General features: G+C 71.6%; 18 protein-coding genes. 6 read left to right on the top strand and 12 right to left on the bottom strand.

Translation table 11 applies throughout. The features are described 5' to 3' along the window. Positions 1 to 152: 152 nt before the first annotated feature. Positions 153 to 917, bottom strand: coding sequence for an ABC transporter permease (locus tag BKD30_RS12750; RefSeq protein WP_235861694.1), 765 nt, complete (start codon positions 915 to 917; stop codon positions 153 to 155). 8 nt (positions 918 to 925) lie between these two features. Then, positions 926 to 1564, bottom strand: coding sequence for a hypothetical protein (locus BKD30_RS12755; RefSeq protein ID WP_076705203.1), 639 nt, complete (start codon positions 1562 to 1564; stop codon positions 926 to 928). A 207-nt stretch (positions 1565 to 1771) separates the two neighbouring features. On the opposite strand from BKD30_RS12755, the gene galE reads away from it, so the two are divergent. Continuing rightward, a complete protein-coding gene (gene galE / locus BKD30_RS12760) occupies positions 1772 to 2788 on the top strand; it encodes a UDP-glucose 4-epimerase GalE (RefSeq protein ID WP_076705158.1) in 1017 nt (338 codons plus the stop codon). A gap of 37 nt (positions 2789 to 2825) precedes the next feature. Here galE and BKD30_RS12765 read toward each other — a convergent pair whose 3' ends face one another. After that, positions 2826 to 3443, bottom strand: coding sequence for a hypothetical protein (locus BKD30_RS12765; RefSeq protein WP_076705159.1), 618 nt, complete (start codon positions 3441 to 3443; stop codon positions 2826 to 2828). A 406-nt stretch (positions 3444 to 3849) separates the two neighbouring features. On the opposite strand from BKD30_RS12765, the gene BKD30_RS12770 reads away from it, so the two are divergent. Together BKD30_RS12770 and BKD30_RS12775 are read left to right on the top strand one after the other, a co-directional pair. After that, entirely contained in the window at positions 3850 to 4875 is a 1026-nt protein-coding gene (locus tag BKD30_RS12770) for a YncE family protein (protein ID WP_143588193.1), read from the top strand. Between the two features lie 14 nt (positions 4876 to 4889). Further along, on the top strand, positions 4890 to 5999 hold the full coding sequence (locus BKD30_RS12775; RefSeq protein WP_076705160.1) for a kelch repeat-containing protein: 1110 nt from the start codon (positions 4890 to 4892) through the stop codon (positions 5997 to 5999). Here BKD30_RS12775 and BKD30_RS12780 read toward each other — a convergent pair. The 3 genes from BKD30_RS12780 to fdxA all read right to left on the bottom strand — a co-directional run bounded on the left by BKD30_RS12780 (position 5984) and on the right by fdxA (position 8929). After that, complete coding sequence (locus BKD30_RS12780; protein WP_235861699.1) at positions 5984 to 7222, bottom strand: citrate synthase; 1239 nt, start codon at positions 7220 to 7222, stop codon at positions 5984 to 5986. The two genes, BKD30_RS12775 and BKD30_RS12780, sit on opposite strands and share 16 nt — an antisense overlap. 217 nt (positions 7223 to 7439) lie before the next feature. Further along, the gene (gene dapC, locus BKD30_RS12785; RefSeq protein WP_076705164.1) at positions 7440 to 8600 is read right to left on the bottom strand and encodes a succinyldiaminopimelate transaminase; all 1161 of its coding nucleotides are present in this window, start codon (positions 8598 to 8600) and stop codon (positions 7440 to 7442) included. Continuing rightward, complete coding sequence (gene fdxA, locus BKD30_RS16400; RefSeq protein ID WP_076705167.1) at positions 8597 to 8929, bottom strand: ferredoxin; 333 nt, start codon at positions 8927 to 8929, stop codon at positions 8597 to 8599. The genes dapC and fdxA overlap by 4 nt, the downstream gene beginning before the upstream one ends. Positions 8930 to 9101: 172 nt before the next feature. On the opposite strand from fdxA, the gene BKD30_RS12795 reads away from it, so the two are divergent. Next, the gene (locus tag BKD30_RS12795) at positions 9102 to 9338 is read left to right on the top strand and encodes a putative acetyltransferase (protein WP_076705169.1); all 237 of its coding nucleotides are present in this window, start codon (positions 9102 to 9104) and stop codon (positions 9336 to 9338) included. A gap of 190 nt (positions 9339 to 9528) precedes the next feature. Here BKD30_RS12795 and BKD30_RS12800 read toward each other — a convergent pair whose 3' ends face one another. Both BKD30_RS12800 and BKD30_RS12805 read right to left on the bottom strand, forming a co-directional pair. Further along, positions 9529 to 10332 (bottom strand): type IV toxin-antitoxin system AbiEi family antitoxin domain-containing protein, encoded by an 804-nt coding sequence (locus BKD30_RS12800; protein WP_076705171.1) that lies wholly within the window; start codon positions 10330 to 10332, stop codon positions 9529 to 9531. Positions 10333 to 10664: 332 nt separating this feature from the next. Beyond that, the gene (locus BKD30_RS12805) at positions 10665 to 11990 is read right to left on the bottom strand and encodes an MFS transporter (RefSeq protein ID WP_235861696.1); all 1326 of its coding nucleotides are present in this window, start codon (positions 11988 to 11990) and stop codon (positions 10665 to 10667) included. Positions 11991 to 12055: 65 nt separating this feature from the next. Here BKD30_RS12805 and BKD30_RS12810 point away from each other — a divergent pair, with 65 nt between their 5' ends. Further along, positions 12056 to 12553 carry an ArsR/SmtB family transcription factor gene (locus BKD30_RS12810; RefSeq protein ID WP_076705173.1) on the top strand — a complete coding sequence of 166 codons (498 nt, stop codon included), beginning with the start codon at positions 12056 to 12058 and terminating at the stop codon, positions 12551 to 12553. A gap of 27 nt (positions 12554 to 12580) precedes the next feature. Here the strand turns inward: BKD30_RS12810 and BKD30_RS12815 are convergent, their stop codons facing one another. The 3 genes from BKD30_RS12815 to typA all read right to left on the bottom strand — a co-directional run bounded on the left by BKD30_RS12815 (position 12581) and on the right by typA (position 16761). Then, the gene (locus BKD30_RS12815; RefSeq protein WP_076705176.1) at positions 12581 to 13468 is read right to left on the bottom strand and encodes a Rieske 2Fe-2S domain-containing protein; all 888 of its coding nucleotides are present in this window, start codon (positions 13466 to 13468) and stop codon (positions 12581 to 12583) included. 95 nt (positions 13469 to 13563) lie between these two features. Continuing rightward, a complete protein-coding gene (locus tag BKD30_RS12820; protein ID WP_143588194.1) occupies positions 13564 to 14838 on the bottom strand; it encodes a PIG-L family deacetylase in 1275 nt (424 codons plus the stop codon). A 3-nt stretch (positions 14839 to 14841) separates the two neighbouring features. Next, entirely contained in the window at positions 14842 to 16761 is a 1920-nt protein-coding gene (gene typA, locus BKD30_RS12825; protein ID WP_076705178.1) for a translational GTPase TypA, read from the bottom strand. A 374-nt stretch (positions 16762 to 17135) separates the two neighbouring features. Between typA and BKD30_RS12830 the strand changes: the two genes are divergently transcribed. Further along, positions 17136 to 17804 carry an SGNH/GDSL hydrolase family protein gene (locus BKD30_RS12830; protein WP_159440581.1) on the top strand — a complete coding sequence of 223 codons (669 nt, stop codon included), beginning with the start codon at positions 17136 to 17138 and terminating at the stop codon, positions 17802 to 17804. Positions 17805 to 17979: 175 nt separating this feature from the next. Here the strand turns inward: BKD30_RS12830 and BKD30_RS12835 are convergent, their stop codons facing one another. Continuing rightward, complete coding sequence (locus BKD30_RS12835) at positions 17980 to 19764, bottom strand: dipeptide ABC transporter ATP-binding protein (protein WP_456243294.1); 1785 nt, start codon at positions 19762 to 19764, stop codon at positions 17980 to 17982. Positions 19765 to 19776: the final 12 nt, after the last annotated feature.

A 19776-nucleotide genomic window follows, 5' to 3' on the forward strand; every position in this document is an offset into this window, starting at 1 on the left:
CCGGATCCGGACTCCTGGTCCCCCGACGACGTCCGCCCCATGCGCGACGCCGTCGCCGCCCGCATCCGGGAAGAACTGCTGCAGCCATAGGGACTAACGGGCCCGACATGAAGCGAAACCAAAACCACGACACCGAGCGCGGCTGTTCACACTCAGCCGATCGCCCGGTGGTCGGTGGGACGACTGAACGCCACGGAGGTGCGGAACGCGATCGTCGATGCCGTGATCACGCCCGATGTCAAGATGCACGCCAGCACCACGAGCTGGAATCGCCCCGCCTCCAGCGGGGAAGCGCCGGCGAACACCGCGCCGACGAAGGCGCCGGGCAGTACGACGATGCCGGTGGTCCGGGTCTGGTCGATGGTGGGGATCAGGGCGGTGTGCACACTGGAGCGGGCCAACGGGGCGACGGCCTGGCGTGGTGTCGCGCCGAGCGAGAGCCAGGCCTCCACCTCGTCCCAGTGGTCGATGATCGAGGCGTCCAGCAGGCGGGAGGTCAGGGCCGCGGTGGTCATGGCGTTGCCGATCACGATGCCGCCGATGGCCAGCAGGTAGCGGGCGGAGAACTCGATCGCTCCGGTGCTGAAGACCACGGTCATCACCGCCGCCGGGCCCGCGGCGACGGCGACGGCCAGGACCGGGATCATCCGTCCGGGTGCGTGCGCCCGGCGGGCAGCCGTGTACGCCGCCGCGCCCAGCATCACCACCAGGGCGATCGCGACCAGGCGCAGGTCGGTGATCACCCCGCCGAGGATGGCGCTGAGCAGCATCAGCTGGACGGCGGCCCGCAGGATCGCCGTGACCACCTGGCGCGGCCCGGGCACGCGCAGGGCGGCGAGGCCCACGCCGGCGAGGACGGAGAGCACCGCGACGGCCAGGATCGTGGGCGCCCAGCTCTGCAGCGTGGCGGCGAGCACGGGCGCCGTCAGACCAGCAGTTCGAGCACGGGCTCGAGATACTCGCGGGTGGCCTGCTCGTCGCCGAGCAGGGTGTGCGCGACCAGCAGCCGGTCCGGTTCGACGAACCACGCCCGCTTCTCGGCCAGGGGCAGTTCGATGATCTGCAGCCGGAACGGGCGGGCCGAGCGGTCGACGTCCAGCTCACGCTCCTCGACGAGGCGCTCCAGGATGCGGTGCTGGTCCAGGGCGTCCCGGGTGTCGGCCACCTGCCGGTACTCGGCGACCCGCTCTCGTGACCACAGCAGGGCGGACCCGAAGTGGGCCTGCAGGTAGCGGCGCAGGGCCGGGCTGCCCGCGAACTCGGCGAACGAGGGCGGGGTGAGCCGGTCGACCGCGTGCTCCGCCCCGAGGCACAGGCCGTGCCACCACAGCTCCCACTCCCCGCGCAGCGCGTCGACCCCACCGGTACCGGCGGTCAGCCGATGCGGATCGGCGTGCCGGACCCCGGGCAGCAGCGGGGACAGCTGCGGGTGGCCGCACGGGCCCAGTCCCGCCGCGTCCCGGATGTACAGGGCGAGGACCAGCATGGGTGCCGTGTCCACGGTGATCGTCCATCCCGCCTGCGGCGTCGTCACGGGCACCTCGTCTTCCTCGACTGCGGTCATCTGCCGTTCTGCGGTCACCTGCCGGCTGCGGTCACCTGCAACCGTCGCCGCGCAGCCGTCGTCTCCCCCGGGCCTCCCCGGCCTTCCCGGACCGTCCCGGGCGGGGACCGTCCTCAGGATACCGAGCCGCCCGCGGGCGGGGCAGGGGAAGGCCGCGCGGGCGGTGACGTCCCCGGTGCGAGCCGGGTGCTGCCCTACGCTGGACGGATGAAGATCCTCGTCACCGGCGGCGCCGGATACATCGGCTCGCACACGGCCCTCGCCCTGCTCCAGGCGGGGCACGACGTCGTCGTGCTGGACAACCTGTCCAACTCCAGCCCGGAGTCGCTGCGCCGGGTCGGCGAGCTGGCGGGCCGGGACGTCGAACTGCACCGGGCAGACCTGACGGACCCCGGCGCGCTGGATGCGGTGTTCACCGGTGCCGGGATCGAGGCGGTCATCCACTTCGCGGGGCTGAAGGCGGTGGGCGAGTCGGTCGCCGAGCCGCTGCGGTACTACACGAACAACACGGTCGGCACCGTCAACCTGCTCACCGCCATGGACGCACACGACGTGCGGACCATCGTCTTCTCCTCCTCCGCCACCGTCTACGGCGCGACCGAGGAGGTGCCCCTGACGGAGAAGCTGCCGCTGGACGCCATCAACCCGTACGGCCGCACGAAGGAGCAGATCGAGGACATCCTGTCCGATCTCGGTGCCGCGGACAGCCGGTGGCGGATGGCCCTGCTGCGTTACTTCAACCCGGTCGGGGCTCACGAGTCCGGCCGGATCGGGGAGGACCCGACCGGGGTGCCGAACAACCTGCTGCCCTTCGTGGCGCAGGTCGCGGTCGGCCGGCGGGAGAAGGTCCGCGTGTTCGGGGACGACTACCCGACGCCAGACGGCACCGGGGTGCGGGACTACATCCACGTCGTCGACCTCGCCGCCGGGCACCTCGCCGCCCTGGACTACCTCGCCGACCGCGGCGGGGTGCATCGCTGGAACCTGGGCACCGGGCGCGGCTCCTCGGTGCTCGAGGTGATCGAGGCGTTCGGCCGGGCGGCGGGCAAGCCGGTCCCGTATGAGATCGCGCCGCGGCGTCCCGGTGACGCGGCCGTCAGTTACGCGGACCCGTCGGCAGCCCTGGCGGACCTGGGCTGGTCCGCCGGCCGGGACCTGAACACCATGTGCGCCGATCACTGGCGCTGGCAGTCACAGAACCCGAACGGCTACGCGGACGCCTGACCTTCCTTTCGCCAGCACGGCGGCGGGCTCCGGTGATTCACCTCGCCGGGGCGGAGGTGGATGTCGGTGACGCAGACGACGACGCGGTAGGGCCGGCCGGCCGCTGCGAGACGGTGACCGCCCACTGCTGATCCGTCCGCGCCGTCACCATCACGGCGAAGGCGTGCAGATTCACGGTCGGCGCCGGTGCCGCCGTCTCGAACGGGGGCACGTCGATGGTCTCCGCGACGAAGGTCGGTTCGGCGCCACGGTGACAGGGGACCTGCATGACTCGGATGGCGTAGAGGGCGACCTGGACGCTCCCGGTGCCCCGGCACGCCGCCTGCATGGTGACGAGTCCCTGGGGCACATCGCGGAACGGTACCTGGCCGACGCCGGTGCGCAGGCTCGCGGTGACCAGGACCTTCTCCCCCGGCGGCGTCGGGGCGATCAACGGGTAGACGACACCGCCACCGTCGGCACGCGCGGATTCCGTCCCGGCGCTCGTCGGCAGGGCGCCGGGTCGACCCGGCGCGACCGCGGCGGCGCTCCGGCTGTTCGACGCGGTGGTGTCCGCGGGCGGTCCCGGTGTGCAGCCGGCCAGGACGCCCGACAGGGCCGCCGCCACCACGGCCGCGATGACCGGGACCGATGCACGCCGTCGTTGCTTCCCCATGACCGGATGCTACCCGGTGGTAGGTCGTCGGTTCGGACCTACGAACGGAGCGTGGGACTTTTCTCAGGCCGGGTGCGGTACAACGGGCAGCGATGAGCCGTAACGTCGTACCCACGACGTGCGCCAGCCCGGAGCGGCGCTCCGACGAGGGAAGGGAACAGGGTGCGCGAAACGCGTCAGACCGTGTCCAGGAGGGTCGTGCTGGCCTCCGGCCTGGGGCTGGGCGCCGCAGCGGCGGCCGCCCTGTTGCAGCGCGGCCGGGTCCGGGACGGCCACCGCCACGACGACGTCGACGCCCGGTTCCAGCAGTGCGACGCCGGTCGGGCCGACCTCGTCGACCGCCGTCTCTTACCCGACCGCCACGCCCGCGCCCACGACACGCCTGCCCACGACGGGACTGCCCAGGATGCCGCCGGTCAGCGACCCGCACAACGTCTACGCCGCCGCGGGGGCGGGCATGCTGGCGCGGGCCGTGCGGGGGGACAAGCCGCTGGTCTACGTCCCTCACAGCGTCTCCGGTGACGTATGGGTCATCGATCCGGCCACCTTCAGGGTGGTGGCCAGGCACCCGGTCGGTACCGAGGTGCAGCACGTGGTGCCGTCCTGGGACCTGCGCACCCTCTACGCGATCGACGACGTCGGCAATCGCATGCTGCCGTTCGACGCCCGCACCGGACGACCCGGCAAGCTCATTCCCGCTGACGCCCCGTACAACCTGTACTTCACGCCGGACGGACGGTCCGCGATCGTGGTCGCCGAGGCGTTGCGTCAGCTCATCTGGTACGACCCCCGCACCTGGCGGAAGCAGCACGTGCTCCACGTGCCGACCTGCGCCGGCATCGACCACGCCGATTTCACCCCGGACGGCCGGACCGCCGTGTTCACGGCCGAGTTCTCGGGGCGCGTTGCCGTCGTCGACGTCGCTTCCCGTAAGCTGCTGCGCACTCTCGACATGCCACGGCGCAACACCCACATGGGGCCTCAGGACATCAGGGTCGCCCCGGACGGGTCGGTGTTCTACATCGCCGACTCCGACGAGGGCGGCCTGTGGGTGCTCGACGGGCCGGCCACCAAGGTCCGCCGTTTCATCCGGACGGGCGCCGGAGCCCATGGGCTCTACTACTCGCGTGACGCCACCCGGCTCTTCGTCAGCAACCGGCTGGAGGGCAGCATCAGTGTGTTGAACCCGTACACGGGCGCGATCCTGGCGAAGTGGCGGATCCCCGGGGGCGGCAGCCCCGACATGGGCAATCTCACCGCCGATGGCTCCCAGCTGTGGCTCTCCGGTCGCTACGACGACGTGGTCTACGTGCTCTCCACGCGGGACGGCGCACTGATCCGCAAGATCCCGGTCGGGCGGCAACCCCACGGCCTGTGCGTGTGGCCGCAGCCTGGCCGGTACTGCCTGGGCCACACCGGTCTGACCCGGTGATGGGTCGAGCCGCGATGCCCGCCAGCAGAGCCGGACGACGCCCGCTGCCGGCCCCACGGGCGGTCCTGACCCTGGTCCTGGCGCTGACACTGACCGCCTGCAGCGCCCAGGGATCGGGCCCCACCGGCACCACGGCGGCGGTGACCACATCCGCGGGGCCGGTCACCACTCCCCCGGCTTCCCCCACTTCTCCGATTGGCGCGGCTCCCCCCGCTTCCCCCACTTCTCCGACAGCGTCGCCCGCCACCACCTTCACGGCCGCGCTGGCACCGTGGCGCCTGCCCGCTCCGGTCTCCAGGGCGGTCGCCCTGCCCGACGGGAAGGATCTGCTGCTCCTCGGCGGGCTCACGACGTCGGGCACCTCAACCGCCGACGTGATCCGGGTCGATCCGGCCACCGGTCGGTCGAGCCGTACCGGGGCCCTCGTCCAGGGGGTGCACGACGCCGGCGGTGCCGTCCTGGGCGGCGAGTCCGTCATCTTCGGCGGGGGCGCCGGGTCGGTGCACGACGCCGTGCAGCGGCTCGGGTCCGGGGCGGGAGAGTCCGCCGTCGTCGGCCGGCTCCCTCATCCGCGCGCTGACCTGTCGGTCGCGACGGACTCCCGCGGCGTGGCGTACCTGGTGGGAGGCGCGGGCGGTGCCGGCCCGGACGCCACCATTCTGCGCACCAGCGACGGGAAGCTGTTCCGTCCGCTCGCCGACCTGCCGCGGCCGGTGCGCTACGCGGCGACCGCCGTCTCGGGGACGGAGCTGTGGGTGTTCGGCGGCAGCGACGGCAGCACGGCGACCTCGGCCATCCAGCGCGTGAACACCCGCACGGGCGCCGTCGCCGTCGTCGGCCACTTCCCCGTGTTCATCGAACAGGCGGTGGCGGTGGTCCTCGGCGGCACGGTGCTGATCCTCGGTGGACTGACCGACGGGCACCCCAGTTCCGCCATCTGGCGGCTGGACCCCGCCACCGGCCGAGTCACCAGGGCCGGAAGCCTCCCGGTCGCCGTGGCGATGCCCGCCGCCGTCGTCGCCGGCCGGACGGCCTACCTGCTCGGCGGTGAGGGGACCGCCGTCATGGACACGGTGATCGCGGTGCGCCCGGGCGGCGGGGCCGGGCCTCAGTCGAGCGGGTAGTTGCGCTCCGGGGCACCGACGTAGAGCTGGCGCGGGCGCCCGATCTTCGTCGTCGGGTCCTCGATCATCTCGCGCCACTGGGCGATCCAGCCCGGCAGCCGCCCGAGGGCGAACAGGACGGTGAACATCTTCTCAGGGAAGCCCATCGCCTTGTAGATCAGGCCGGTGTAGAAGTCGACGTTGGGGTAGAGCTTGCGCTCGATGAAGTAGTCGTCGGCCAGCGCCTTCTCCTCCAGGCGCTTGGCGATCTCGAGCAGTTCGTCGTTGCCGCCGAGCTTGCCGAGCAGCTCGTCCGCGGTCGCCTTGACGATCTTCGCGCGCGGATCGTAGTTCTTGTAGACGCGGTGGCCGAAGCCCATCAGCTTGACCCCGTCCTCCTTGTTCTTCACCTTCTCCATGTAGTCCTCGGGCTTGATGCCCTCGGCCTGGATCCGGCGCAGCATGTTCAGCACCGCCTCGTTGGCGCCACCGTGCAGCGGCCCGAAGAGCGCGTTGATGCCCGCGGAGACGGACGCGAAGAGGTTGGCGTTGGAGGAGCCGACGAGGCGGACGGTCGACGTCGAGCAGTTCTGCTCGTGGTCGGCGTGCAGGATCAGCAGCAGGTCCAGCGCCTTGACCAGTTCCGGGTCGAGGTCGTAGTGCTCGGTCGGCAGGCCGAAGCACATCCGCAGGAAGTTCTCGACGGAGTTCAACGAGTTGTCCGGATAGAGCATCGGCTGACCGATGCTCTTCTTGTGCGCGTAGGCGGCGATCACCGGCACCTTCGCCAGCAACCGGAACGTGGAGAGTTCGACCTGCTCCTTGTCGAACGGGTTCAGCGAGTCCTGGTAGAAGGTGGACAGCGCGGAGACGGCCGAGGAGAGCACCGGCATCGGGTGCGCGTCCCGCGGGAAACCGCCGAAGAAGCCCTTGAGGTCCTCGTGCAGCATGGTGTGCCGGCGCAGCCGGTTGTCGAACGCCGCCAGCTCGTCGGCGCTGGGCAGTTCCCCGTAGATCAGCAGGTAGGTGACCTCGAGGAACGAGGAGTGCTGGGCCAACTGTTCGATCGGGTAACCCCGGTACCGCAGGATCCCGGCGTCGCCGTCGATGAAGGTGATGGCCGACCTGGTGCCGGCGGTGTTCATGAACCCGATGTCGTAGGTGACGTCCCCGGTCGTCCGGAGCAGCTTGGACACGTCGAGCCCGGCGTTCCCCTCGGTCACGTCGACGCGCGGCAACTCCATCGAGCCGGTGCCGTAGTCCAGCGTCGCGCCGTTGCCTTCAGCCACTGTTCCTCCTCGCGAGGTGGTCGGACGCACGGCGGAAGCGTCTGGCCCGCACCGGCGTCGTGTTCGTGTCCAAGCTACCCGCCCGCGGTTCCTCCGACCGAATCGCTCTCGCCCCCACCGACCCGCCGCGACGGCGTTCCGACGGCCGGGGCCGCCGGCCACGAATCGGCGGTCAAGAACCGGCGGCGTGCAGCCGGTCGGCCGCGCCCTGCACCCGCCCGGTCGCGGCGGTCAACGCCACCCGCACGTACCGCGTGCCGGCCGTCCCGTAGAACACCCCGGGGCCGGCGACGATGCCGAGCTCGGCGAGACGCCCGACGGTCGTCCAGGCGTCCTCCCCGGCCGTGCACCACAGATACAGGCCCGCCTCGGAGTGCTCGATCCGCAGCCCGAAGGCTTCGAGCGCGGGCCGCAGGATCTCCCGCCGCCGTCGGTAGACGTCCTTCTGGGCGCTGACGTGCTCGTCGTCGTCGAGCGCGACCGTCATCACGGCCTGCACCGGCGCCGGCACGATCATCCCCGCGTGCTTGCGCGCATTGATCAGGTTCGGCATCAGCTCCGGCGCCCCCGCGAGGAACGCGGCACGGTAGCCGGCCACACTGGACTGCTTGCTCAACGAGTAGGCGACGAACAGGCCGCTGAGATCGCCGTCGGTGACGCGCGGATCCAGCAGCGACGGCACCGATTCCCCACCCCGGTGGGTGTCCCAGCGGTCCCAGCCCAGCTCGGCATAGCACTCGTCGGAGACGACGACGGCGCCCAGAGCGCGGGCCGCCGCGACGACCCGGCGGAGGTGCTCGGCGTCGATCACGGCGCCGGTCGGATTGGCCGGGGAGTTCACCCACACCATCCGCACTCGGGCGCGGACCGCCTCGTCGAGCGTGTCCAGGTCGTCCGCCGCGACCGCCTCGGCCCCGGCCAGGCGGGCACCGATCGCGTAGGTGGGGTAGGCCACCGTCGGATGGACGACGACGTCGCCGGCGCGCAATCCGAGCAGCAGGGGCAACCAGGCGACGAGTTCCTTGGAACCAACCGTGGGCAGCACGGCATCAGGTGGCAGGCCCGTGACCCCGCGGCGGCGCGCGAACCAGCGGACGACGGCCTCCCGCAGCTGGGGCGTGCCGTGGGTCGCCGGATAGCCCGGCGCGTTCGCGGCGTCGGCGAGGGCTGTCCGGATGAAGCCGGGGGTGGCGTCGACGGGAGTGCCGACGGACAGATTGACGACGCCGCCGGGGTGGCTCTCCGCGGTGGCCTGGTAGGGGGCCATCGCCTCCCAGGGGTACTCGGGCAGATCCAGCCCGAAGCCCCGGACCTCGGACGGCGCTTCCGTCACAGGTCGACGTCCTGGTTCTGCGGGGGCAGAGCGGCGATCATCGGGTGGTCGGTGTGCGTGTTGCCGAGCTTGGCGGCGCCGCCGGGCGAGCCGATCTCCTCGAAGAACTCGACGTTCGCCCTGTAGTAGTCGGCCCACTGCTCCGGGATGTCGTCCTCGTAGTAGATGGCCTCCACCGGGCAGACCGGCTCGCAGGCACCGCAGTCGACGCACTCGTCGGGGTGGATGTAGAGGGATCGTTCACCCTCGTAGATGCAGTCGACAGGACACTCCTCCACACACGCCTTGTCCTTGATGTCGACGCAGGGCTGCGCGATGACGTATGTCACGTCTGACCTCTCCTCGTGTACCGTCGGTCGCCGCCGCGTCCGCACTGGATCGACCAAAGCTCTGTTGACCGGGACGTTCGACGGCTCCCGCCAGTCTACTGCCGGCACCGGCACCGGAGATCGAGCCCGGCAGCGGCGTGACGGCGCTCACTCCGGTGGCTAGCGTGGTGTCATGAGCACCTCTCCCGCCCAGTTGCTGTCCACGCTGCCGCTCGGCACTCGCGTCGTGGTCCGCTACCGGATCGAGGCCACCGGGCACCGGGCGACGGACGCACTCGGCGAGATCGTCGGCCGGGAGATCGACACCTGCACCGTCCGCACCCGGTCCGCGGGGGACATCGCCATCCCGCTTCGCGACGTCGTCGCCGCCAAGCCGGTGCCCCCTCCCCCGGCGTCGCGCCGGCGCTGAGTGACTCTCACCCGCGTAAGGCCGGCACCTTGGCCCTCCTCCCTGCACTCCCCTGGCCCGCGCTCCCCTCGCACTCTGGCCCGAACAACGGTCCCACTGTTCGGGCTGGAGCGCCCTGGCCCGAACAAGAGCCCCACTGATCGGGCTGGGGTGCGAGATCGAGCCCGCCCTCGTCCGGCCGGCTGCGCGATCAGCGGCGGGTGTGCCGATCCAGTGTCTGGCGCACGAGCGACACGAACGCCTCCGGGTCGTGCACGACCATCTCGTAGGTGACGCGGAGCACCGGAACTCCCTGCCGGGTCAACAGGTTCCACCGCCGTCGATCCTCACGGTAGGCCCGGCGGTCGCTGTGGAACTGCGCGCCGTCCACCTCGACACCCACCGTGCCCTCCACCATCAGGTCGAGGTGGCCCACGCCGTCGATCCGGACCTGGCACTGCACGGTGAAGCCGGCGCGGCGCAGTAGACACCGGGCCAGGGTCTCGATCATCGACCCGGACTCGGGATGCACCTGATCCAGGACCCGGCTGGCCCAGGACGGCCGCGCCCCGGCGAATCTGCGTCGCAGTCCCGGCAGGCTGACCCTGCCGAGCACGACGGCCGACTCGATCAGCACGAGTGCCTCGATCTCCGGCAGACACCGGCAGCAGCTCAGCAGCGCGTCCGCCAGCTCGTAGTCGCCGCTCGTCCGATGCACCACGCAGTCCGGGAGACGGAGGCCCCGGCTCACGCCAACGTGCGGCATCGACGGATCACGCCACTTCCACAGACCCATCTGGTGGGCCAACGTGACGCAGGCGATGCGACCTCCCCGCTGCCGCAGGTCGACGACCACCGGGTCCGCCGTCGGAAGGGCCAGCAGCCCCCGATCCACCCGTACCAGATCGCCGTGCCGGACCCAGCGATCGACCGCCGCCCGCGTGGCCCCGGCGTCGCGCAACTCGCTCCACCGCACGACGCCGCCCTGGGCGGCCAGCACCTCCGACACGGTCATGGACGACATCCTCGAGCATCCGAGAGCCTTCGCTCGGGCGCCCAGATGCGACCGGTGGACGACGGAGCCCGGCACGCCCGCCTGTGGAGGGAGAAGCCGGTGCAACGTCATCGGCGACGGACGCTCGCACTCCAGCCCGATGATCGGTGCCGCTGTTCGGGTCAGAGCACTCTGGCCCAGATGGCGGCCGCACTGTTCGGGCCCCCGCGCGAGGCCAGCGCGGGCCCCCGTGCAAGGCCAGCGCGGGCCTCCGCGCGAGGCCAACTCGGGCCTCCGGGCGAGGCCCGAGCGGGCCCTCGTGCGAGGCCAGAGACGCACCCCGCACGGTGACGTCAGCACGGCAGCCGACGCATTCCCCACAGCGGTGAGAAGAACAGCGGGAGGCAGGCGGTCGCGGCGCCGACGACGCCGATCACCATGGTCGGCACGATGCCGATCGCGCCACCGAGCCAGCCACCCAGCAGCGCGCCGATGGGCATGACGCCCCAGACCAGGCATCGGATCGAGGCGTTCATCCGGCCCAGCAGCACCGGTGGGCACACCCGCTGCCGCATGCTGACCTGCAGCACGTTGTAGACCAGCACCAGCGCGGAGAAGCCGAACTCCGCCACGCAGAGCACCGCGATCTGGGACCAGGCCGTGGGCATGGCCACGGAGAGCGGCATCAGCGCCATCACCACGGCGGACGCGAGCATCGTCAGGGGCAGTGCGGTGCCCTCCCCCACCCGGTCGCCGACGCGGGCGGCCAGGGTGGCCCCGAGCACGCCACCGACCGCCCCCATCGTCATGACCAGCCCGAAGGCCGGCGCACCGAGCGCCAGCTCGCGCAGAACGAGGAGCGGGTACAGCGTCGCGGCGAGCGTGGAGAAGAAGTTCGAGATGCCGGTCGCCGTCGTGATCCTGCCGATCAGCGGGTGCCGCACCACGAAGCTCAACCCCGCCCGGATCTGCCCCACGAGTGACGCCTGCTCGGGCGGGTCCGGACGCCGTTCCCGGTCGCGCACGGTGGTCAACGCGATCGCCGAGACGAGATAGCCGACGGCCTCCGCGACGAACAGGACGGGCACACTGATCACGCTCAGCAGCACGCCGCCGATGCCGGGGCCACCGAGCCGCGCCACCTGTGCGGTCGCCTCCAGTTTCCCGTTGGCGTCCGCGACCCGGCCGGCCGGCACCAGGATCGGCACGAAACTCTGGTACCCGACGTCGAAGAAGACGGTGGCGGTGCCGACGACGGCGGCGACGGCGAGCAGGTGCCAGAAGTCCAGGGCCCCGGCCCACCCGAGCACCGGGATGGCCAGCATCGCCAGGGCGCGGACGACGTCCGCCACGATCATCGTGCGGCGTTTGCGCCACCGATCCACCCAGGCCCCGGCGGGCAGCCCGATCAGCAGGAAGGCGGCGAACTGCACGGCGTCGAGCAGCCCCACCTGGAAGGCGGTCGCGTCGAGCACGCTGACCGCGAGCACCGGCAGCGCGATCCGGCCCACACTCGCGCCGAGCTGACTGACGCCCTGGCCCGCCCAGTACCGCAGGAAGTCGCCGTCGTGCCACAGCGAACGGTCCGGCGCGGCGACGTCGGTGCTGTCATCGGGTCGCACGTCCGGCATCGGGTCCGACTCCGACGTCGATGCCGGCCGGACGTTCTCGAGTCCCATGCCGTCAGCATCAGCTACTGATTGGCAGTTGTCAATCAGTGAGTGGTGCTGACTGAATGAGGTGCATGGACGCCGACGACGAGGCCCGGACCCGGGGGCGGGCGCTGAGTTCGCCGTTGCGCATCCGCATCCTGCGGTACTGCCTGCACGAGGCCCGGACCAACAAGGAGATCGCCGAGCGGTTCGACCTGAACCCGGCGACGAGCCTGCATCACGTCCGGACGCTGGCCGACGCCGGGTTCCTGGCCGCCGAACCGGAACGACGCGGCACCAGAGGCGCCCGCGAAGTGCCCTACCTGGCCACCCGCCTGTCGTGGCGCACGCCGATGCCACCGGGCACCACCCTGGTCGACGCGTTCCTCGCCGACCTGGAGGGCGTGGCCCCGGACCAGCTCGAGACCGTCCGGCTCGGCATCAAGCTGAACGAGGCGCACCGACGCGAGCTGCTCGATCGGATCGAGGACGTCCTGCAGGAGTACGCGGCGATGCCGGCCGACGACGACGGCGAGCCCACGTCGATCTTCTTCGCCCACCACCCCGACCTGACCGCTCGCAACCGCTGAGCACCACAGCCGGGCCGTGCACGTGCGTCAGCCGGCGCCGGGCAGGCTCACCTCGAGTCGTCCGTCGACCACCCGGGTGCTGAACCGCGGCTGCGGAGCGGTGGCCGGACCGTTGACGACGGCTCCGCTGCGCAGGGAGAACGTCGACCCGTGCCACGGACAGGTGACGCAGGGTCCCTCGCCGGGCTTCGCCGTCGTCACTTCGCCCTCGTGCAGCGGCCCGGAGAGGTGACTGCACGTGTCCGCGAGGACGAAGACGGCGTCGGAGGACTCCTGCCGGAGCACGACGACGGGGACCTCACCCACCGCGCGGCGGGTCAGCGTGCCGGTCGGGAGGTCATCGACCGGTCCGAGCGAGTGCCACCCGGGTTCGACGCGGTGCGGGACGTCCTCGGCGTGATTCGGGCCGGCCGCCTGCCGGAAGGAGAGATGCCCACCGAGGAAGCCGCCGAGGCCGGCGATGCCGAGGCCGGCGAAGGAGAGCGCCTTGCCGAGGCCGTGGCGTCCGGACCGCCGGGCCAGCCACGAGACCGAGTAGAGGCCGACAGCCGTGAAGTTCGCACTGGCGTGCACCACCGCGACGCGCATCTGCTGCGGGTGCAGGGCGGCGAAGTCGGTGTAGCCGGCGGCGACGGCCGGTACCGTCGCCAGCACGCCGGCACCGACGAGGCGCCGCGAGGCGTCCTCGGACCCGGGCACCAGGTCGAGGAAGGCCGCGGAGAACCAGGCGCCGAGCGGCACCTGCACCAGCGGCGGGTGCAGCGGGTGCCCCTGCGGCACGCCGTGCAGCAGGTCGCGGAGCCATTGCGGCTTGATCAGTGCGTGGGACAACTTGTGTTCGAGGTCGACGACGGGGTCGAGCCAGGTGGCGTCCTCGAGGGCGTCGATGACGGCGATCGGAGCGACGGTCTTCATGCGGCCCTCCTGGTGAGCGTGGAAACCCTCATTCTGCCGTCTGAGCGCCGCCAGGGGAACCGTCTCCGACCGAATCAGGATCCGCTTCCCGTATATCAGCGGTGGGACCGCCGGAGGCCGCGTGCGGTGAGCAGTACGGCGACGACGGTCGCGACGCCCGCGCCGTACAGCCAGACGTTCCCCGCCAGGGCGACACCGGTCGGCCGGGCCGTCTGGGTGACGATCAGTGGGACACTGCCCCCACCGGCCAACAGCCAGTTACCGGTGAAGGCGACGGCCCCGGTGACGGCCGCTGCCCAGACGGCGCGAGTCCACAACCCGACGGCGGTCGCCGCGCTGGCGCAGAGCACGACCGCGAGCAGGGCACCCCACGGCAACGGCGTGGTGCCGGCGTACCCGACGTGCCCGTGCAGCACGGTGCCGAGCCAGCACACCAGCAGGCCGACCACCACTGCGGCGACGCCCGCCAACCACCGGGCCGGACGCGGCGTCGCGCCCGCACCGCCCGGACCGCCGGCAGCGCTGACAGCGCCCGCACCGCCGGCACCGGCCGGGGTGATCTCCCGGAACCGCTCGACCGGGGAGACGTCCTGCCAGATGCCGTTGGAGAGGGCGAAGCGGCCGCCCTCGACGACGGTCTGGGTGCCGTGCGCGGCGATCGCGGCTCGCTTCGCGTCGGCGTCGCCGGTCACCTCGACCAGCCGGCCGGTGGACGAGCCGACGTCGCCGGCGGTCACCCAGGCACGGACGGGGAACTCGCCGTCGATCTGGCGCAGCGCGGCGACGGTGACCTGGTGGGCGCGGACGTGGTCCGGATGGCCGTAGCCGCCGTCGTCGTCGTAGGTGATCACGACGTCCGGCCGGATCACCCGCAGCAGGGCGGCCAGGTCGGCCGCCGCTGCCTCGAGTGGCTGCTGGGTGAAGCTGTCGGTGGAGACCTCAGGGGCGGGCTGAGCCCGGCCGTCCTCGCCCCAGCTCATCCCGGAGTCACGGTAGGCCCGGGGCGGCGCACCTGGGTCGAGGGCGGGCGCGGTACCGAGCAGGAAGCCGCTGTGCACGCCGAGCACCCGGGTCGCGGTGGCCAGCTCCGTCAGCCGCAGCTGCGCCAGCGCGGCGCCGTCGTCGACGGACTCGGGGAGCCCGACCTGCAGGTGCCGCAGGTCCGCGGGGATGACCTCGCCGAGCTCACCGCGGGTGCAGGTGAGCAGGAGCACGCGGTGCCCGGCGTCGGCCAGGGCCGCCATCGTGCCGCCCGTGGCGATCGACTCGTCGTCGGGGTGGGCATGGACGAACAACACGGTCGCGGGCGCAGCGACCCCGGCGAGCAGGTCGGCGATACCGGAACGAGCGCCGGCCGGCTCCTTCCGCACCTGTCAGGCCCGGGCTCGGGCGCGAGCGGCCTTGAGCCGGTCGTTGACGTCGAGGATGACCTTACGGATCCGGATGGCCGCGGGGGTGATCTCCACGCACTCGTCCTCGCGGGCGAACTCGAGGGACTCCTCGAGGGTGAGCCGGCGCGGCGGCGTGAGGTTCTCGAACGAGTCCGCCGTGGAGGAGCGCATGTTGGTGAGCTTCTTCTCCTTGGTGATGTTCACGTCCATGTCGTCGGCGCGGGAGTTCTCCCCGACGATCATGCCCTCGTACACCTCGGACGTCGGCTCGACGAAGAAGCTGCCGCGCTCCTGCAGGTTGATCATCGCGAACGGGGTGACGACGCCGGCCCGGTCGGCGATCATCGAGCCGTTGGTGCGGTACTCGATCTCACCGGCCCACGGCTCGTAGCCCTCCGCGTAGGACGAGGCGATCCCTGCGCCGCGGGTGTCCGTCAGGAACCGAGTGCGGAAGCCGATCAGGCCACGGGCGGGGACGATGAACTCCATCCGGACCCAGCCGGTACCGTGGTTGGCCATGTTGACCATCCGGCCCTTGCGGGCGGCCATCAACTGGGTGACCGCGCCGAGGTACTCCTCGGGCACGTCGATGGTCATGTGCTCCATCGGTTCGTGCACCTTGCCGTCGACCGTGCGGGTGACCACCTGCGGTTTGCCGACGGTCAACTCGAAGCCCTCGCGGCGCATCTGCTCGACGAGGATGGCCAGGGCCAGTTCCCCGCGGCCCTGCACCTCCCAGGCGTCCGGGCGCTCGGTCGGCAGCACCTTCAGGGAGACGTTGCCGACCAGCTCCTTGTCGAGGCGGTCCTTGACCTGCCGGGCGGTGACCTTGGCGCCCTTGACCTTCCCGGCCAACGGCGAGGTGTTGATACCGATGGTCATGGAGATCGCCGGATCGTCGACCGTGATCAGCGGCAGCGGCCGCGGGTTCTCCAGATCCGTCAGCGTCTCGCCGATGGTGATGTCCTCGATGCCGGCGACGGCGACGATCTCGCCCGGGCCGGCGGCGTCGGTGGAGACCCGCTCGAGCGCCTTGGTGGCGAGCAGCTCGGTGACCTTGACCGTCTTCAGTTCGCCGGTGTGGCGGGCCCAGGCGACCTGCTGGCCCTTGCGCAGGGTGCCGTTGAAGATGCGCAACAGGGCGAGGCGGCCGAGGAACGGGGAGGCGTCCAGGTTGGTCACGTGCGCCTGCAGCGGGGCCTCGGGATCGTAGGACGGCGCCGGGATGTGCTCGACGATGGTGGCGAACAGCGGCTCGAGGTCCGGATTCTCCGGCGCGGTGCCGTTGGCGGGCTGCTCCAGGGACGCGGCGCCCACCTTGGCGGCGGCGTAGACGACGGGCACATTCAGGACGGCGTCCAGGTCCAGGTCCGGCACCTCGTCGGCGAGGTCCGAGGCCAGGCCCAGGAGCAGGTCCATGGACTCGCTGACCACCTCGGAGATCCGGGCGTCCGGGCGGTCGGTCTTGTTCACGACGAGGATGACCGGCAGCTTCGCGGCGAGCGCCTTGCGCAGCACGAACCGGGTCTGCGGCAGCGGACCCTCCGAGGCGTCGACGAGCAGGACGACGCCGTCGACCATCGACAGGCCCCGCTCCACCTCGCCACCGAAATCGGCGTGGCCCGGGGTGTCGATCACGTTGATGGTGATGGTCTCGTCCTTGGCGGCGGGGCCGCTGTAGAACACCGTGGTGTTCTTGGCGAGGATGGTGATCCCCTTCTCCTTCTCCAGATCACCGGAGTCCATCACCCGGTCGGCGACCTCGCCGTGGGTGGAGAAGGCACCGGTCTGCCGGAGCATGGCGTCCACCAGCGTCGTCTTGCCGTGGTCGACGTGCGCGACGATGGCGACGTTGCGCAGATCCTCACGGACGGCGCGAGTAGTGGTGACGGTCTCAGACATGCGGGATGACTCGTTTCGGTGAAAGTACGTGTTGATCCCCCCGGAGCTGACCGGGGGACAAGAATGAGTGACGAAAGTGACGACGCCCGGGCGCGGCAGGCGTACCGACGTACCATTCTAGACCCGCGAGAGGGGGGCCCGCCGTGGTCGCTGTCACGCGAGCCGGATCCCGGGCGGTGGCTTCAGTCGGTAGGGCGGTCGGCCTCGTGCTGGTGTCCGCGCTCGTCCTCACCGGCTGCGGTGGTGGAACGGGGCCGTCCGGGATCTCCGGGGCGCAATCTGTCCGTGCAACCGCCGACCGGCCGGCCACGTCGGCCGGCCCCCCGTCCGGTGGGACCTCGGCAGAGGTCCCCGGCGCGGACGGCCCGCCCCTGGTGTGCCAGCCGAGCGAGCGGTCGCCCACCCAGCTGGCCACCAATCCGTACACGGGTGGGCGGGAGCGCGTCGTCGCCGACCCGGCCCGGACGGCCATCCTGGTCGGGGATTCGCAGGCGTCGGGGGTGAAAGGCGTGCCGACGACGGCGACGTGGCCCGTGCTGGCGCTGCGCTCCCTCGGTTACCAGGTGTGCGCCCTGGTCGCCGCCGGCATGGGCTTCACCGGGGAGGCGTTGACCGGAGCGTACGCCGGCGCGCTGGCGACCCGATGGATCCCTCCGCACGGGTCGCTTCCGTTGATCGTCGTCGAAGGCGGGGGCAACGACGCGGCCGCCGGGGTGCCGCCCGGCACCGTGACCGCCGCCGCCGGCAAGCTCGTCCGCTCCCTGCGGGCGGCCCAGCCGGGCGCCCGCATCGTCGTCGTCGGGCCCCTCTCCGGGTCGTCACAGCCCGAACGACGCCGGTCCTCCCGGGCCGCGGTGGACCGGGCGCTGCAGGCGGCGGCGCCCACGTGGGGCGCCCGGTTCGTGGCCGCCCGGAACCTGCTCGACACGGGGACCGTACCCATGCTCGACGCGGTGCATCCGACCGCCGCGGGACACGCCGTGCTCGCCGGGCCGCTGGCGACCCGGCTCCGCGCGGCCGGCGTCCTCCCGGCGGCCGGCTGACTTCCCCGCCTCACCGCGCTGAGCGATGACCCGAGTTAGCCGGTTCCGCCCGAGAGACAGGCTCAAAGAGCCCGGCTTTCGGGCGAAACCGGCTAACTCGGCCCTCAGCGGGGTCGGTTTCGGGCGAAATCGGCTAACTCACGCTTGGAGGAGTCTCGGCTTCGGGCAGAACCGGCTACGCGGCGTCGGGCGGCAGGAGCAGCTTCCCGCCGGGGATCGCGTCGAGCAGGGCCCGGGTGTACTCCTGCTGCGGCGCGTCGAACACCTCGTCGGTGGTCCCGGTCTCGACCAGCCTGCCCTTCTCCATGACGCACACGCGGTCCGCGATCTGGCGGACCACGGCGAGATCGTGGGTGATGAACAGGTAGGTGAGGCCGAGCCGCTCCTGGAGTTCGGCGAGAAGGTTGAGCACCTGCGCCTGCACCAGCACATCGAGGGCGGAGACCGCCTCGTCGCAGATGATCACCTCGGGATCGAGGGCGAGGGCACGGGCGATGGCGATGCGCTGACGCTGGCCGCCCGAGAGCTCGTTCGGGTAACGCTGCATCGCCGACTGTGGCATCGCCACCTGATCGAGCAGCTCCCGGACCTTCGACTCGCGCGAGGCACGGTTTCCGACGCCGTGCGTGCGGAGGGGCTCTTCGATGGTGCGATAGATGTTGTACATCGGGTCGAGCGAGCCGTAGGGGTCCTGGAAGATCGGTTGCACCCGGCGGCGGAAGGCGAAGAGCTGACTCCGGTTCAGCGAGGCCGTGTCGACTCCGTCGAACGCGATCCTGCCGGACGTGGGTTCGAGCAGCTGGAGCACCATCTGCGCGACGGTGGACTTCCCCGACCCGGACTCCCCCACGATCGCCGTCGTCGTACCGCGGCGCACGCGGAAGCTGACGTCGTCGACCGCGGTGAAGTTGCTGCCCCGACCCAGGCCGGTCCGCAGCCGGAACACCTTGGTCAGGTTCGCGACCACGAGGGCGTCAGCGCCGGCTGCCCCGGCGCCGGCCTCGGCCGGGAGCTCGCCGGACTCGACCGCCTCCGCAGCGGTGGATTCGGCTCGGGCGGCCGCGTGGTCCTTCGCCTGCGCCGAGGTGGTCAGCAGATCCGCCGACCCGCCCTCCTGCGCCGCCTGGATGCGCCGGGACGCCAGCGAGGGGGCCTTGGCCACCAGCCGACGAGTATAGGGGTGCAGGGGGTTGCGCAGGATCTCCAGCGACGGACCCGCCTCGACCACACGGCCCTGATACATGACGACGACCTTGTCGGCCCGCTCGGCGGCGAGCCCCAGGTCGTGGGTGATCAGCAGCACGGAGGTGCCCATCTCGGTCGTCATGGTCTGCAGGTGGTCGAGGATCCGGCGCTGGACCGTGACGTCCAGGGCGGAGGTGGGTTCGTCCGCGATCAGGAGCTTCGGCGCGCACGAGAGTCCGATGGCGATCAGAGCGCGTTGCCGCATGCCGCCGGAGAACTCGTGCGGGTACTGCTTGGCCCGGCGCTCGGAGTCGGGCAGACCCGCGTCGGCCAGGACGCGGGCGATGTCCTCCGGCTTGCTCGGCTTGCCGTTGGCGCGCAACGTCTCGCGCACCTGGTAGCCGATCTTCCACACCGGGTTCAGGTTCGACATCGGATCCTGCGGAACCATGCCGATCGTGTTGCCGCGCAACTCGATCATGCGCCGTTCCGACGCCGGGGCGATGTCCTCGCCGTCGAGCAGGATCTGGCCCGAGGTGACGCGCCCGTTGCCGGGCAGCAGGCCGATGGCGGCCAGTGCCGTCGTCGACTTGCCCGAACCGGACTCCCCGACGATGGCCAGCGTCTCCCCGGGCATGATCGTCAGGTGCGCGTCACGGACGGCCCGGACCTCGCCGGCCCCGGTCGTGAACGTGATACCGAGATCCCGGATCTGCAGGATCGGGCGCCGACCCGGATCCTCGTCGTCGACGAGGGCGGGCGGGTCGGCGGTGATGGTGGTCTTCTC

This window comes from Tersicoccus phoenicis (genome assembly GCF_001968835.1).
Lineage (GTDB): Bacteria > Actinomycetota > Actinomycetes > Actinomycetales > Micrococcaceae > Tersicoccus > Tersicoccus phoenicis.

Coding starts and splice junctions, on each gene's coding strand:
- typA (WP_076705178.1), bottom strand. CDS start 16,761: ATGTCTGAGACCGTCACCACTACTCGCGCCGTCCGTGAGGATCTGCGC.
- BKD30_RS12795 (WP_076705169.1), top strand. CDS start 9,102: ATGAGCACCTCTCCCGCCCAGTTGCTGTCCACGCTGCCGCTCGGCACT.
- BKD30_RS12815 (WP_076705176.1), bottom strand. CDS start 13,468: ATGAAGACCGTCGCTCCGATCGCCGTCATCGACGCCCTCGAGGACGCC.
- BKD30_RS12800 (WP_076705171.1), bottom strand. CDS start 10,332: ATGACCGTGTCGGAGGTGCTGGCCGCCCAGGGCGGCGTCGTGCGGTGG.
- BKD30_RS12810 (WP_076705173.1), top strand. CDS start 12,056: ATGGACGCCGACGACGAGGCCCGGACCCGGGGGCGGGCGCTGAGTTCG.
- BKD30_RS12775 (WP_076705160.1), top strand. CDS start 4,890: ATGCCCGCCAGCAGAGCCGGACGACGCCCGCTGCCGGCCCCACGGGCG.
- BKD30_RS12770 (WP_143588193.1), top strand. CDS start 3,850: ATGCCGCCGGTCAGCGACCCGCACAACGTCTACGCCGCCGCGGGGGCG.
- BKD30_RS12765 (WP_076705159.1), bottom strand. CDS start 3,443: ATGGGGAAGCAACGACGGCGTGCATCGGTCCCGGTCATCGCGGCCGTG.
- BKD30_RS12805 (WP_235861696.1), bottom strand. CDS start 11,990: ATGGGACTCGAGAACGTCCGGCCGGCATCGACGTCGGAGTCGGACCCG.
- BKD30_RS12780 (WP_235861699.1), bottom strand. CDS start 7,222: ATGGAGTTGCCGCGCGTCGACGTGACCGAGGGGAACGCCGGGCTCGAC.
- galE (WP_076705158.1), top strand. CDS start 1,772: ATGAAGATCCTCGTCACCGGCGGCGCCGGATACATCGGCTCGCACACG.
- BKD30_RS12755 (WP_076705203.1), bottom strand. CDS start 1,564: ATGACCGCAGTCGAGGAAGACGAGGTGCCCGTGACGACGCCGCAGGCG.